14 protein-coding genes and 1 tRNA gene are annotated in these 14574 nt (G+C 72.0%); 6 read left to right on the top strand and 9 right to left on the bottom strand.

Going from position 1 to position 14574, the window contains the following annotated elements; all coding sequences use genetic code 11:
* A partial coding sequence (locus tag ACLQ2X_RS17900) for a transposase (RefSeq protein ID WP_425682163.1) occupies positions 1-359 on the top strand: 359 nt, incomplete at its 5' end.
* Positions 360-383: 24 nt separating this feature from the next.
* Here ACLQ2X_RS17900 and ACLQ2X_RS17895 read toward each other — a convergent pair.
* Positions 384-1196 carry a S8 family serine peptidase gene (locus ACLQ2X_RS17895; RefSeq protein WP_425682162.1) on the bottom strand — a complete coding sequence of 271 codons (813 nt, stop codon included), beginning with the start codon at positions 1194-1196 and terminating at the stop codon, positions 384-386.
* Between the two features lie 762 nt (positions 1197-1958).
* Here ACLQ2X_RS17895 and ACLQ2X_RS17890 point away from each other — a divergent pair.
* Both ACLQ2X_RS17890 and ACLQ2X_RS17885 read left to right on the top strand, forming a co-directional pair.
* A complete protein-coding gene (locus ACLQ2X_RS17890) occupies positions 1959-2432 on the top strand; it encodes a pyridoxamine 5'-phosphate oxidase family protein (protein ID WP_425682161.1) in 474 nt (157 codons plus the stop codon).
* Positions 2433-2788: 356 nt separating this feature from the next.
* Positions 2789-2974, top strand: coding sequence for a hypothetical protein (locus ACLQ2X_RS17885; protein WP_425682160.1), 186 nt, complete (start codon positions 2789-2791; stop codon positions 2972-2974).
* A gap of 17 nt (positions 2975-2991) precedes the next feature.
* On the opposite strand, the gene ACLQ2X_RS17880 is transcribed toward ACLQ2X_RS17885, so the two are convergent.
* A tRNA-Thr gene (locus ACLQ2X_RS17880) sits at positions 2992-3065 on the bottom strand.
* A 131-nt stretch (positions 3066-3196) separates the two neighbouring features.
* Here ACLQ2X_RS17880 and ACLQ2X_RS17875 point away from each other — a divergent pair.
* Entirely contained in the window at positions 3197-4924 is a 1728-nt protein-coding gene (locus tag ACLQ2X_RS17875; RefSeq protein WP_425682159.1) for a metallophosphoesterase family protein, read from the top strand.
* A 31-nt stretch (positions 4925-4955) separates the two neighbouring features.
* Here ACLQ2X_RS17875 and ACLQ2X_RS17870 read toward each other — a convergent pair whose 3' ends face one another.
* From ACLQ2X_RS17870 to tmk, 6 genes are all read right to left on the bottom strand, one after another.
* Positions 4956-5825: a PSP1 domain-containing protein gene (locus ACLQ2X_RS17870; protein ID WP_425682158.1), complete on the bottom strand. Its 870-nt coding sequence runs from the start codon at positions 5823-5825 to the stop codon at positions 4956-4958.
* 260 nt (positions 5826-6085) lie between these two features.
* On the bottom strand, positions 6086-6754 hold the full coding sequence (locus tag ACLQ2X_RS17865) for a hypothetical protein (protein WP_425682157.1): 669 nt from the start codon (positions 6752-6754) through the stop codon (positions 6086-6088).
* Positions 6754-7059, bottom strand: a complete 306-nt coding sequence (locus ACLQ2X_RS17860) for a hypothetical protein (protein ID WP_425682156.1) — start codon at positions 7057-7059, stop codon at positions 6754-6756. Before ACLQ2X_RS17860 ends, ACLQ2X_RS17865 begins: the two co-directional genes overlap by 1 nt.
* Position 7060: 1 nt before the next feature.
* Complete coding sequence (locus ACLQ2X_RS17855; RefSeq protein WP_425682155.1) at positions 7061-7390, bottom strand: YbaB/EbfC family nucleoid-associated protein; 330 nt, start codon at positions 7388-7390, stop codon at positions 7061-7063.
* Positions 7391-7510: 120 nt separating this feature from the next.
* Positions 7511-8815, bottom strand: a complete 1305-nt coding sequence (locus ACLQ2X_RS17850; protein ID WP_425682154.1) for a DNA polymerase III subunit delta' — start codon at positions 8813-8815, stop codon at positions 7511-7513.
* Positions 8812-10878, bottom strand: coding sequence for a dTMP kinase (gene tmk, locus ACLQ2X_RS17845; protein ID WP_425682173.1), 2067 nt, complete (start codon positions 10876-10878; stop codon positions 8812-8814). The genes ACLQ2X_RS17850 and tmk overlap by 4 nt, the downstream gene beginning before the upstream one ends.
* Positions 10879-11185: 307 nt before the next feature.
* Between tmk and ACLQ2X_RS17840 the strand changes: the two genes are divergently transcribed.
* Complete coding sequence (locus tag ACLQ2X_RS17840) at positions 11186-12394, top strand: amino acid deaminase/aldolase (RefSeq protein ID WP_425682153.1); 1209 nt, start codon at positions 11186-11188, stop codon at positions 12392-12394.
* Positions 12395-12452: 58 nt separating this feature from the next.
* On the opposite strand, the gene ACLQ2X_RS17835 is transcribed toward ACLQ2X_RS17840, so the two are convergent.
* The gene (locus ACLQ2X_RS17835; protein WP_425682172.1) at positions 12453-13028 is read right to left on the bottom strand and encodes a TetR family transcriptional regulator; all 576 of its coding nucleotides are present in this window, start codon (positions 13026-13028) and stop codon (positions 12453-12455) included.
* Positions 13029-13247: 219 nt separating this feature from the next.
* Between ACLQ2X_RS17835 and ACLQ2X_RS17830 the strand changes: the two genes are divergently transcribed.
* Entirely contained in the window at positions 13248-14564 is a 1317-nt protein-coding gene (locus tag ACLQ2X_RS17830) for a D-arabinono-1,4-lactone oxidase (protein WP_425682152.1), read from the top strand.
* Positions 14565-14574 lie beyond the last annotated feature (10 nt).

The raw sequence follows: 14574 nt of genomic DNA, 5'->3' as shown, positions 1-14574 counted from the left end.
GAGCCGCGCGTCCGGACGGGGCACCGATCTACGTCATCCTGGACAACCTGTCCGCGCACAAAGGCCGCAAGATCCAGCCATGGGCGGCCCGCAACAAGGTCGAGCTCTGCTTCACCCCGACCTACGCCTCCTGGGCCAACCCGATCGAAGCCCAGTTCGGGCCGCTACGCACCTTCGTCATCGCCGGCTCCAACCACCCGAACCACCCGGCGCTGACCCGAAAGCTGCAGACCTACCTGCGCTGGCGCAACGCCAACGCCCGCCACCCCGACGTCCTGGCCGCCCAACGCCGAGAACGCGCCCGCATCCGCAGCGAACGCCAACGACGCTGGGGCCAACCCGCCGCCCTCGCAGCCTGACCCCAACACCGCGAACCTTCGTGGTCAAGGCACTAGGCCGTCGAAGCGGCTTCGGTCAAGAGTCTGGACATAAGAGCCCCAGCTGCTGTTGATGACCCGGGCGCCTGCGTCGACCAGGGCCTTATTGGCTGTGCGCCAGTACACGTAATCGTGGAAAGGGCCGTGGGACTGGGTATCGGAACCGCCGGTCATGGCGACGTACATCGTCGAGCCGAAGGCGATGCCGTGCTGCTCTTTGCCGTCGCGAATGCCAGAGGTGACGCCAAGCATGCCGGTTCCGTGGCTGTAGTCACTTGTTCTCGCCTGGTCACCGGCCACAGTGAACCTCTGGCCCGCAGTAAACGGGTTCGCCGGGGTTGCCGAGTTCCGGTAACCGAAGCCGGACGTGCCGTAGAAACCCTCCGCTCTCACCGGAACGATCAACCCGGTCTGAAATCCTTCGTGGGTGGGCCGGTAGCCCGAATCCATCATGCCCAGCGCGACGCCCTGCCCGCGGTAGCCAAGGGCGTAGGCGGTGGACGCGTTCACCGCGACGAGCTGCCATGGGGAATCGATCGCTGTGCCAGGATTGGAAGGATTGTGGCCGGTGTAGTAACCATACTCCGGCGTTTCCCAGCTGGCTTTGGCGGCATCCAGTTCCCCTGGCGTCCTGGCGACAAAACCGGGGTCTCCCGGATACGCCGGCCCGTCGCCCGTACGTCCAGGGCCCGATGCCAGATTGGCATTGGGCGATGCCGAGGCGAACCCGGCCGGAAACAACGCGATGCCGGCTCCGGCGGCAAAGGTGCCTCCCAGGCGACGCAGGAACTGCCGCCGACTCACGAACCTCATGCTCATTTACGATTCCTTCCGGGAGTAGATATCTCCAACGGGCCGGGGCTGCCGGTTGCGTCCAGGGTCCTGCACGGCCTGCACACGCCGGCCGAGGTAAAGCGATGTGCCGTCCTGCCGCCTCTAGCGGGCGGCGAATGCCGATGGCTTTGTTCGGGATCCCGACTGCGGGGCGAGCCGACGCGTGAACGTCGGGTGCCAACCGCTGACGAGGTCGGCGCCGAGGACGACTTCGACGTCGGAAAACGGCGCAAGCCGGTAATCAGAAACGGCCATTGCGAGCCGACGCGGTGCGCGCGCCCTTGCGTCGGCAGCCGCTATCAGGAGGAACCCCTGCCACGTCGGAACGGCGAACTGGCACTCTCCCACAAGTTGGCCTCCCTAATTGATCACCAGATTAGACTGCGAGAGAAGCCCCTCGTCAAGGGGCAACATCTGTCCGTTGAGGACAGTTTTAGCCTCGGTCTATATTGATTTGCATAGCTGCTATGCATCGAGCCATATCCTGGGTCCGTCGAGGTGGTGTACGACTTGTCCGTGATGGTCTTGTTGCGCAGATGAGAGGCGGCCACCGCGCCCGCGTGGTCATGGAGATCCTCGGACACCCGCAATATCGGTGTCAGCCTCGACATCCACGCCCACGTGGCTCCCGAAGTCGCGGGCAAGCCGCGTCACGGCTGAAGGGGGCGCTGTGGTCGGGAGAACAGGTCGGCTGCTCGACCCTGAGCCAGATGCGGACTGCGGCGCCTCTGGGCCATCGTTCTGTCGGTGCTCGCAGTCACACTGGCAGTCATGGCTACTTGGAGGCAGTTCGAGAGTGAGGCGGCCGAGCTCGCGAGGCTGATCCGGGCACGGTTTGAGGAAGCTGAGACACACGTCCTCGCAACGCTGCGGAGGGACGGGTCACCACGCGTCAGCGGGTCAGAGGTGGCGTTTCAAGGACCGGACCTGTCGTTCGGATCGATGCTCAACGCGGTCAAGGCGCTTGATCTTCAACGCGACGGTCGATGTGCGATCCATGCTCACCCTGCCAAAGGCGGTGATGCCAAGGTCGCCGGAGTGGCGATTGAGGTAACCGGCAGCGAGAAGGCCACCTACACCTCAGGTGGCGAGCCGCCAGGCGGGTTCCACGCCTTCCGCCTGGAGCTGGAGGAAGCGGTGTTTACGTCGGTCGAGGTCGATGAACTAGTCGTAAGGTCTTGGCGGCCTCGCCAGGCGGTGAGAACCGTCAGGCGCAAGTGATCTACGCCGGGCGCCGAGTCGGGATTCGCATCGAAGCAGCGACGCTGAGCTTCTTCGACCTCGACACCCGTCAGCTGCTACGGACCCGACCAAACCCGCTGACCCCGGCCGACATCAGCCGACTGGGGGTGTCCGCCCGGCCGGCCCACCACCACAACCAGCAACCGGACCAGTGCCCGTTCAGCGCCGGGCGTCGAAATTCGGCGTCGTCATGGTCGTCGGGCAGAAGGCCGCGCTCGGCCGAATCCACGCCGGCAAGACCGTCACGGTCGACGTCACCGACCTGACCATCCACACCGACGCCGGGCTCCGCACCGTCAGACGCGCCAACGATCAACCCGTCCGTGGTGCATCGGATGCTCGGGCACGCCTCGGCGTCGATGACGCTGGACGTGTACGCCGGCCTGTTCGGTGACGACCTGGACGCGGTCGCCAACCGGCTGGACGAAGCGGTCGCGGCACGGGACAAGGACCATCTAAGGACCGGCACCACGGACGGAGGCGTGATCGACCTCGGGAAACGGCGAAGCCCAGGCCGTTGACCTGGGCTTCTGTACCGAGCCGCCTGACGGAATCGAACCGTCGACCTACGCATTACGAGTGCGTCGCTCTAGCCGACTGAGCTAAGGCGGCAACGGTCGCCAAGTCTACGGCACGTCCGGCCGGAAGCCGAACCGGATCCCCCGCCCGGAAACCGGACAGCGGCACACATCCGCCCCGCCACGGGCGAGACGGCGCGCAGGTCCCCGACTACGCTGCGGCGGGTGACCGACGAACCGCCGCGACCACCGGCCCCCGAGGCACATCCGGATGAGCGGGCCACCCGCCGTCCCCGCAGCATGGACCCGCGGGAGTTGGGCTTCACCCCACGCCGGCCGGTGCCCTGGCTCGCGCCACTGCTGCTGATCAGCACCGGCCTGCGTACGTTGCTGGCGATGCTGTTCGGGGCGTACCTGGACAAGCGGGAGTTGCAGAACGCCTTCGGCGACGGCACGTTCCGGCAGGTCGGGCCGGACGGCGGGCTCTGGCTGGACTACGTGGCCGACCTGGGCGACGGCTTCGACGCCACGTACTCGGTGGCGTACCTGCTGGCGCAGCCGGAGCTGACCGTGGACGGGCATCGGCTCCCCCGGGCGCAGACGCTGGTGATGGGTGGCGACCAGGTCTATCCGGCGGCCGGCTACGAGGCGTACGAGGACCGCTGCAAGGGCCCGTACCAGGCGGCGCTGCCGGTGGCCCCGCCGGAGCAGCCGACACTGTTCGCGGTGCCGGGCAACCACGACTGGTACGACGGGTTGACCGCGTTCCTGCGCCTGTTCGTGCGGACCCGGGACCGCCGCTTCGCCGGCTGGGGCACCGGCCAGTCCCGCTCGTACTTCGCGGTGGAACTGCCGGCCGACTGGTGGCTGCTCGGCCTCGACGACCAGTCCGGGTCGTACCTGGACGACCCGCAGCTCACCTACTTCGACGAGGTGGCCCGCAAGCTCACCCCACGCTCGAAGGTGATCCTGGCCGTGCCGGCACCGACGTGGGTCAAGGCCGCCGACCATCCGAACGCGTACGACTCGATCGACTACTTCATCCGTACCCTGGTCGCGCCGACCGGCGCGCAGGTGCGGGTACTGGTCTCCGGGGACCTGCACCACTACGCCCGCTATGCGGGGCCGGATCGGCAGCTCATCACCTGCGGGGGCGGCGGCGCCTACCTCTACCCGACACATCACCTGCCGGAGCGGTTGGAGGTGCCGCCGCGTGACACGTTGACCCGGCGGGCCAGCCGCACCCAGGAGTACGACCTGGCTGCCCGCTATCCCGACAAGGGGCGCTCCCGCCGGTACGGCTGGGGGATCTTCCGGCTGCCGTACCGCAACCCGGGGTTCGTCACGCTGCTCGGGACCCTGCACACACTGCTCATGTTGGCCATGGCCGGGGTGGCGGCGCAGCGGGTCGGCACCGCCGAGCAGCGGCTGTTCAGCGTCCCGCTGGTGGTCATGATCGTGGTGGCCATGCTGGGCGCGGCGTTCTTCGCCAAACCGCCCAGCGCGGGCGGGAAGCGGCACGCCCGGCACTGGATCCTCGGGGTGGCGCACGGGCTGGCGCAGGTGGCGCTGGCCGCCGGTGGGACCTGGGCCTGGTTGCAGCTGCCGTTCTACGAGTGGCCGTGGCCGTTGCCGGCGGTCGCCGCGGTGGTGCTGTACGGCCCGGTGAGCGGGTTGGTGGCCAGCCAGCTCGTGGCGCTCTACCTGCTGGTGGCGGGCGCGTTCGGGGTGAACGTGAACGAGCTGTTCGCCGGGCAGGGCATCGAGGACTCGAAGGCGTTCCTGCGGTTCCGGATCGACCCGGACGGCACGTTGACGATCTATCCGATCGCGGTGGACCGGGTGTCCCGCGACTGGCAGCTGAACCCCGACCAGTCCCCCACCGCGCCGTGGCTGACCCCGAAGACCCCGCTGACACCCCGCCTGGCCGAACCTCCGATCGTCGTCCGCTGACCGCGCACCCCGGGTCGGTGTTCAGCCGACCTCATGAGCGACGCGGGGAGCCGGCCGGCGCGGTCGGCTGGTCACGGTTCTCGTAGGCCTGCCGGGAGCCGCAGACGTCGGCGCGGGAGCACAGGGAGCGCGAGCCGTCGGCGTCCAGCCGGACGGTCACGGCGTCGCGGGGGACGCTGTGGCCGACGACCTTGCCGTCGCCTTCCGGCGTGGACACGCGGCTGCCGACCGCCGGGGCGGTCTCCTGGAACTTCTGGTAGAGCGGGTGCTCGTACTTCAGGCAGCACATCAGTCGCCCGCACGCGCCGGAGATGCGCAGCGGGTTGAGCGGCAGGTCCTGGTCCTTCGCCATCCGGATGGTCACCGGCTCGAAGTCGGTGAGGAACGTGGCGCAGCACAGGTCACGCCCGCATGAGCCGATGCCGCCCTGCACCCGGGCGGAGTCGCGGGCGGAGAGCTGCCGCAGCTCGACCCGGCAGTGCAGCGTGGCGCCCAGGTCCCGGACGAGGGAGCGGAAGTCCACCCGGTGCGGCGCGGTGAAGTAGATCGTGGTGCGGTCGCTGCCGGTCTCCGGCGTACCGAGCACGTGGTCGACGGCGACCACCTTCATCGGCAGGGCGTGTTCGCGGATCAGCCGCTTGGCGGCCACCTTCGCCTCGGCCTTGCGCCGGCGCAGCGTCTCGTCGCGGCGCAGGTCGTCGTCGACGGCGAGCCCCGCCAGCTTCGGGAAGCCGTCGGTGTCCTCGCTGACCCACTGGGCGGCCCAGACACACTCGGCCACCTCCGGGCCGTCGTCGGTGGGCACCAGCACCCGGTCCCCGACCTGGGGGCGCAGCTCGCCCGGATCGAGGTAGTAGAGGCGCCCGTACCGGTTGAAGCTGACCGCGCAGAGCATGCCCATACGTCTCAGCCTACGCGTGCGGACGCGTACCGCACGATACGCCAGTCGCCGTCCGGTCACCGAGCGCGGCGATCATCACCGCCGCACCGTCCGAACCGCCCGCCACGCCTCGCCCGGACGGCTGAAACCTGGGCCGGAGTCGGGACAAACGCCGGCGGGGCGCGTTGAGTGAAGGCATACCTGCGGGGGGTGCAGGGGAAGGCCACGGCGTCGCCGCCGGTGTCCGGCCACGGTCGGTCCGACGGCGACGCCGTGGACCGTCAGTAGCCGATCCGGGTGGTGCCGCCGTAGTGCGGGGCGCTGGTGACCCGGTCCCGCCAGGTCGTCTCGGCCAGGCTCGGCCCCCACTGGCGCAGCAGCGTCTCGGCCCCGTCGTAGGCCACTCCGAGCACGCTCAGGATCCGGCTGGCGATCTCCGCCGCCGCCGACGCACCGGAGCGTCCGGCTTCGACCCCGGGTCGGGTCGCCGCGTGCACGGTCACTGCCTCGGCCGAACCCAGCACGTCGGCGAGCGCCCGGGCCAGGGCGGCTCGGCTGCCCTCCACCCAGCCGGCCAGGGCGTCGGCGTAGCCCGCGGTCGACTCCAGCCGCCCGACCAGGCTCTCCGGCCCTTCGTCCAGGTGGCGGAGCAGCGCGGTGCGAGCCTCGTCGTAGGCGGCCGCGGCCGGACCGGACCAGGCGATCTGGTCGGCGAGCAGGGCGCAGGTGTCGTCGTAGCCCCGGACGAGCCGGCGCACGGCGTGGCCGGCACCGGTCAGCGGGGCGGGGTGCAGGTCGAGGAATTCGCGCACCGCCGCACCGGGCAGCACCTGCATGCGGCGCAGCAGCGGCCAGAGCCGATGACCGTCGGGTGCACCGGCGGCCAGCAGCGTGTCGACGCGGTGGAGCAGGTCGAGTCCGGGTTCGGCAAGGCGGTCCAGGGCATCCATCACGCCTCCCGGGCCAGCCGGCGGGCGGCTCCCTGGTCGGCCGTCGCGTAGCGGTCCGCGGCGGCGCGCAGCGCGGCCGCGGCGGCGGCCAACCGGAGGGCGGCGGCGTGCGCCTCTCGCGCCCGGTCGGCGGTGGCGGCGGTCCACTGCCCGTGCAACGCGCGGCCCACCTCGCCGGGTCGGCCGGCGGCGTGCGTGCCGAACGCGGGATGCGGCGGGTCGGTGGCGGTCACCGTGCGGGACAACGTGGCGAGGGTCGCGCCGGCCTCGTCGAGACGGGCGGCGAGGGCACGCAGCGTCTCCATGTCAGGCTCCCGCCAGGGGCCGGTAGGCCGCGAAGGTCTCGTTGTGCAGCTTCTCCCGCGCCCACTGGGCCGCGTCGGCGGCGGCGGTGACCGCGGCCTGCACCGACCCGGCCACGTCGCGCGGGTGGCGGTGGTGCAGCGGGCCGAGGAAGCGCACGTGGGTGATCCGGCCGCCGGCGGTGACCACCACCTCGACCAGCCCGTCCGGTGAGCGGACGGTGACCTCGACCGTGCTGACCGCCTGGTCGAACTCGGCCTGGAGGGTTTCGATGCGGCGGTAGCGCCGCACCGCCTCCTCGATCCAGGCTTCGTCGATCTCCCCCCGCGGCATCGGCGGACTCCTCCCGGATGGTCGGCGCAACCCTCACCGAGTGTGCCGCCTCGGTCACCGCGGCCTCACCGGACCGTACCGCACGTCAATCGCGTGTGTCGATGGCTTGCGGGCAGGCGGTCAGCCTCGCCAGAGGGCGAGCATCATGGCCTCCACCGCGATCCGCGGCTTGACGTTCGCCTCGATCGCCGTGCGGCACTGGAGCACCGCCTCCAGGCGGCGCAGACAGCCCTCGGCCTCCCACTTCTGGGCGCCCGCCCCGGCCGTGGTCGCGGTGTCGGTGTGCACCGGCGCGACCGGCGCCCGCAGTGCCATGGTGAGCGCGTCCCGGTAGAAGGCGGCCAGGTCGACAAGCGCCCGGTCGAGCGCGTCCCGCTGGGCCCGGGTGGCCCGTGACTTCTGCCGTTTCTCCAGGTCCTTGAGCTGGCCGGCGGCGCCGCGCATGGCGCCGGCCGCGCCCCGGCCGGTGCCGCCCGCGCCGAGTGCGGTCTGCAACGCCGCACGCTCCGACTCATCGACCTCCGCGACCGACGCGGCGGCCTCCGCCTCGGCGGCCTCGATCAGCGCCGAGGCGGCGTCGAACGCCGCGCCCACGCCGGTGAGCCGGCGCGGCACGGCGAGCACCGCGTCACGCCGCTGCCGGGCGTCCGGGTCGCGGGCCAGCCGCCGGGCCCGGCCCACGTGCCCCTGCGCGGCCGCCGCGGCCCATCCGGCCACCTCCGGCGTGACGCCGTCGCGGCGCACCAGCACCTCGACCACCGCGGCCGCCGAGGGCTGGCGCAACGGTACGACCCGGCACCGCGACCGGATGGTCACCGAGATGTCGTCCGGGTGGGTGGACGGGGCGCAGAGCAGGAAGACGGTACGCGGTGGCGGCTCCTCGATCGCCTTGAGCAGCGCGTTGCCGGCGGCCTCGGTGAGCCGGTCGGCATCCTCGATGATCACCACCTGCCACCGGCCACCGGAGGGCGCGCTCGCCGCCCGGAGCACCAGGGAGCGCATCTCGCCGACGCCGATGGACAGCCCGTCGGGCACCACGAGGCGAACGTCGGCGTGGGTGCCGGCCAGCGTGGTGTGGCAGCCGGGGCAGTGCCCGCACCCGGTGCCCTGCGCGCACTCCAGGGCGGCGGCGAAGGCGCGGGCGGCCACCGACCGGCCCGACCCGGGCGGCCCGGTGAAGATCCACGCGTGGGTCATCCCGGCGCCGGGATCGGGGGTCGCCGCCGGGCCCGGCCCGTGGAGGTCGTCGGCGAGCGCGTCAAGGTCGTCGTACCCGTCGGGGCCCTCGGCGCCGGTCGGCGCGCCCGCGGGGACCGCCGCCGCGGGGGCGGGGGCGCGCAGCAGCGCGGCGGCCGAGGCCGCGGCCCGCCGCAGCACGGCCACCGCCTCGTCCTGCCCGACCAGGTCGCTGAAGACGTCGGTCATCGGTGGGGTGGCTCCATCGTCACCAGCTCCGCGTCGGATAACTCGGGCTGGACCGAGGTGTCCGGGCCCTGCGCCGGACGGGGGTGCACGATTCCGGCCGGGTCGGCGAGGAACTCGCCCACCCGGCGGGCGATCGCGTCGGAGATCTCCCCGACCGGGCCGGACGCGTCGAGCACCAGGTAGCGCTTCGGGTCGCCGGCCGCCAGGTCGAGGAAGGCGTACCGGACGCGGTCGTGGAACGCGACCGACTCGGCCTCCAGCCGGTCGGCGCCCTCGTTGCGGGCCGCCACCCGGCTCAGGCCGGTGCGCGGCTCCACGTCGAGCAGCACCACCAGGTCGGGCTTCAGCCCACCGGTGGCCCAGGAGGAGAGCCAGGAAACCTCGTCCACCGGCAGCGTCCGGCCGGCCCCCTGGTAGGCCAGGGACGAGTCGACGTACCGGTCGCTGATCACCACCGCACCGCGCGTCAGGGCCGGGCGGACCACGGTGGCGACGTGGTGTGCCCGGTCGGCGGCGTAGAGCAGCGCCTCGGCGCGCGGTGACGGCGCCTCGTCGCCTGTGGTGCCCAGCACCAGCGAGCGGATCCGCTCACCGACCGGGGTGGCACCGGGCTCACGGGTGACCACCACCTCCCGGCCCTGCCCGCGCAGCCGCTCGGCGAGCGCGGCGAGCTGGGTGGACTTGCCGGCGCCCTCGCCGCCCTCGAAGACCACGAAGAGGCCGCTGGAGACGAACGGCTCGGACGGCATCAGCGGGCGACCCCGGATCGAGCCCCACAGGTCGGCGAGAACCGGAACGCCCTTCTTGTCGTCCATCTGGCCGAACGCGCTGACGCCGGCGATGATGCCGGCCGCGCCGGCGGCGAGCAGCAGCAGGCGGGTGGAGGAGACGGAGATGCCCAGGTCGGCGATGGCGAACTGGCGGGAGCCGCCGACGCCGACCAGGAGGCTGCTCAGTGCGATGGCCAGGATCAGCACCAGCCGGGTGCCGATCTGCACCACCGCGAAGACCCGGCCGCGCACCTCGTCGGCGATCTCGCCGCCGAGCAGCGTGGTGCCGGCCAGGAACGCCATGCCGGCGCCGGCGCCGACCAGGATCGCGCCGAGGATGGCCATGGACAGGTGGATGGCGAACGCGAGCACCAGCACCGAGGCGCTGGCCAGCACGATGCTCATGCCGAACCAGCGACGCCGGGACATGTCCCGCACGATCATCGGGCCGAGCCCGATGCCGAGCGCCAGGCCGACGAAGATCGCGCCGAACAGCAGCGAGAAGGCGGCGTCTCCGGCACCGAGGGAGTTGGCGAAGAACTTGGCCGTGCCGACCACGATGCCGCCGCCGGCGAACGCGCCGAAGATCCCCAGCACCAGGCCGCGTACCAGCGGGGTCTGGCCGATGTACTTCCAGCCGTCGGAGAACTGGCGGAGCATGCTCTGCTCGGCGCGCTCCGCCTCGCCGCGCTGGGCGTGGCTGATCTCCTTGATGCCGAACGCCACCACGAGCGCGGTGGCCAGCCGGGAGAAGGCGTTGAACCAGAGCGCGAGCTGTGCCGGTTCGGCCCAGCCGGGCAGGTCGCCGCCGACCGCGCCGCGTACGCCCCGGTCCAGCACCGCCAGGGCGATGGCGGCGGCCACCGGGGTCAGGCCGTACGTGGTGATCAGGGTGAGCTGGTTCGCCGCTTCCAGCCGGGTGCGCGGGATCAGGTTCGGGACCGCGGCCTCCTTGGCCGGGATCCACAGCAGCGTGAGCGACTCGATCAGGAAGGTGGCGATCAACGCCCAGCCGACCACCAGACCGCCCGCCGCGCCGGTGAGCGCGTAGAGCGGGATCGAGGCGAACAGCACGAAGCGCAGCACGTCGCAGATGACCATGGTCCACCGGCGGTCGAACCGGTCGGCGAAGACGCCGGCCACCGGCCCGAGGACCAGGGCGGGGAGCAGCCGGATCGCGGTCACGCCACCGAACGCGGCGCCCTGGGCAGTGCTGCCGGAGACCTGGGAGGCGGCGAAGAGCGCGGTGGCGAGCAGGCCGAGCCAGTCGCCGAAGGAGGCGGCGCTGAGCACGATCCACAGCCTGCGGAACGGCCGGATGCGCAGCACCGAGCGGATGGCGGCGATGCCGGAGTGGTCCGCCGTCGTCCCGGGCGACGACACGCCGGGCGACTCGCCGTTGTTCTGGCTTTCGATGGCCGTACCTCCACGTGCCTGTCCAGAGCTGGGCATTCCCGGTGGAACACTCTAGTCGCGCAGGAGGCGCCGCCCCCCGCGACATTCGCCTGCTCGCCGAGCCTAGGCCGCCGGTACCACCGTCCGCAGCCCAGACAGACGCGAGGGTGTTTCGCATTGCCGTCCCGAGAGTTAGCGTGCACACGTGGCCATCGACCGTGACGAAACTCGCGATCGCCTCGACCGGGCGACCGCTCACCTCGACCCGCCGTACGCGGTGGTCGACCTCACCGCCTTCGACGCCAACGCCGACGCCCTGACCGGCCGGGTCGGCGGCAAGCCGCTGCGCGTGGCGAGCAAGTCGATCCGGGTCCGGGCACTTGTCACCCGGGCGCTCGCCCGTCCCGGCTGGCACGGTGTGATGGCCTTCACGCTGCCCGAGGCGGTGTGGCTCGCCAGATCCGGGATCAGCGACGACGTGCTCGTCGCGTACCCGACCACGCACCGTGGCGGGCTCGCCGACCTGGCCGCCGACCCGGCGCTCGCCGACGCGGTGACGCTGATGGTCGACGACCCCGCCCAACTCGACCTGATCGACCGGGTGTGCCCGCCCGCGCGCCGGCCCGCGCTGCGCATCTGCCTCGACCTGGACGCCTCCTGGCGCCCGCTGCGCGGGCGGGTGCACGTCGGGGTCCGCCGCTCCCCGGTGCACAGCGCCGCCGCGGCCGGCGCGCTCGCCGCCACGGTCACCGGTCGGCCGGGCTTCCGGCTGGTCGGCCTCATGTCGTACGAGGCGCAGATCGCCGGTCTCGGTGACGCCCCGCCCGGGCAGGCGGTGCTCGGCTCGGCGATCCGGGTGGCGCAGCGCGGGTCGTACCGGGAACTGCTGACCCGCCGCGCCGCCGCGGTCGCCGCCGTGCGGGAGCACGCCGACCTGGAGTTCGTCAACGGAGGCGGCACCGGCAGCGTGGCCGCCACCAGCGCCGACCCCGCGGTCACCGAGGTCACCGCCGGCTCCGGCCTGTACGGGCCGACGCTGTTCGACGCGTACCGTGCGTGGCGGCCGACCCCGGCGGCGTTCTTCGCCTGCGCGGTGGTCCGCCGACCGGCCCCCGGGCTGGCCACCGTGCTCGGCGGCGGCTGGATCGCCTCCGGTCAGGCGGCGGGCAGCCGGCTGCCCCGGCCGTGGCTGCCGGCCGGGCTGAAGCTGCTCGGCGCGGAGGGCGCCGGTGAGGTACAGACCCCGCTCGCCGGGGCCGCCGCTGACGGCCTGCGCGTGGGCGACCGGGTGTGGTTCCGTCACGCCAAGGCCGGCGAGCTGTGCGAACACGTCAACGAGGTGCACCTGGTCGACGGGGACGCGGTGGTCGCGACCGTGCCCACCTACCGGGGCGACGGGCACGCCTTCCTCTGACCCTGGGCATGACGACGGCGGGCCCCGGCACCCGGGAACCCGCCGGTCGGCGTGCCGCTCAAGCCTTCTGGGCGACCTCGGTCGGGGCGTCGACCTGCCGGTGCAGGTATTCGCGGATCAGCGCCTTCGCCTCGACCAGCACCCGCTCGTCGCCGTCGGTCCGGCGACGGAAGGCCAGCTTGATCAGGGCGTCCGCGGCCTCCACCGCGACCTCCAGGTGGAACCGCAGGTCGGGCACGCCGGCCAGACCGAAACGCTCGGTGAGTACGCGGGCGAGTTGCTCCGCGATGACGCCGTTGTTGTCCCGCTGGTCGTCCAGCAGGTGCAGGTCGACCACGTCGCCGAAGTGCAGGGTACGGAAACCGGGGACGGTGCGGTGCATCGAGATGTACTCGTCGATCGCCGCGTCGACCCCGTCCCACCAGTGGGTCAGGTCGTCCGAGGCGAACCGCTCGTCGAGCCGCTGGAGGTAGGACTCCATGGTGCGCAGCGTCAACGCCTGCACGATGGCCCGCTTGTCCGGGAAGAACTGGTAGACCGACCCGATCGCCACCTCGGCGCGCTCGGCGAGCAGGGTCGTGGTCAGCCCCTCGTACCCCACCTCGTCGACGAGCTCGGCGCAGGCGTCCAGCATCCGCTGGACCCGCGCGACACTTCGACCCTGCACCGGTACCCGGCGCAGCGGCCCGGTCGTGGCGGCTGGTGTGGACACTCGGCGCCACCCCCCTTCGACGGATGAAGATATCTACACGTCACGTGCGTGTGACTACCGGTACAACGAGTCGGGCTCGATTGCGGTATTTACCACGAACAACGTTCCTGATATGAATTCACTTCATATTCATGTCGAGGAGTGGCCGCGATGACCGGTACCACCGCCGCCTGGTCCAACTGGGCCGGCAACCAGCACAGCACCCCACTGCACACCGTGCGCCCCCGCACCGTCTCCGACATCGCCGACGCGGTCCGCCGGGCCGCGACCGCCGGGCAGACCATCCGCGCCACCGGCAGCGGCCACTCCTTCACCGCCACCGCCGTCACCGACGGGCACCGCATCGACCTCGCCGACCTGGAAACCGACATCAGCGTCGATGTGGCACGCCGCCTGGTCACCGTACCGGCCGGGATGACACTGCACACGCTCAACGAACTTCTCGCCGGCCACGGGCTGGCCGTGCCGAACCTCGGCGACATCGACGCCCAGACCATCGCCGGTGCGCTCTCCACCGGCACCCACGGCACCGGGGCGACACTGGGCTGCCTGTCCACGTTCGTGGCCGGGCTGACGCTGGTGACCGGCACCGGCGAGGTGCTGCGCTGCTCGGCCGAGGAGAACCGCGACGTGTTCGACGCCGCCCGCGTCGGCCTCGGCGCGCTGGGCGTGCTCGTCGAGGTCACCCTGCGCTGCGTGGACGCGTTCGTGCTGCGCGCACACGAGCGCCCGGCGCCGCTGGCCGAGGTGCTCGACGACCTCCCCGGCCTGTACGGATCCCACGACCACGCCGAGTTCTACTGGTTCCCGTACACCGACCGGGTGCAGGTCAAGACCAACGACCGGGTGGCCGCCGACGACCGGCCGCTGCCCCGCTGGCGCGGCTGGCTCGACGACGAGTTCCTCGCCAACACCGTCTTCGCCGGCGCCTGCCGCCTGGGCCGCGCCGTGCCCGCCCTCGCCCCCCGGATCAGCGCCGTCTCCGCCCGCGCGCTCACCGAACGCACCTACACCGGCCGCTCCGACCACGTGTTCTGCACGCCACGCCGGGTCCGCTTCGTGGAGATGGAGTACGGGCTGCCCCGCGACGCCCTGCCCACCGCGCTGGCCGGGTTGCGCCGGATCATCGACCGGCTGCCGTTCAAGGTGCTGTTCCCGGTCGAGGTGCGGTTCACCGCCGCCGACGACATCTGGCTGTCCCACTCGTACGGGCGGGACTCCGCGTACGTCGCCGTCCACCAGTACGTCGGCATGCCGTACGAGCCGTACTTCCGGGCGTTCGAGCAGGTGGCCACCGAACTGGGCGGCCGGCCGCACTGGGGCAAACTGCACTGGCGCGACGCGGAGTCACTGGCCACGGCGTACCCGAAGTTCGCCGCCTTCCAGTCCCTCCGCTCCCGCCTGGACCCCGCCCGCCTCTTCCAGAACCCCTACCTGAGCCAGGTCCTCGGTTCCTGACGGTCTTGGA

The sequence above is a fragment of the Micromonospora sp. DT31 genome (assembly GCF_049841795.1).
Taxonomy (GTDB): domain Bacteria; phylum Actinomycetota; class Actinomycetes; order Mycobacteriales; family Micromonosporaceae; genus Micromonospora.
Note: the sequence above shows the minus strand (reverse complement) of the source record. Positions and strands in the feature narration are given on the sequence as shown.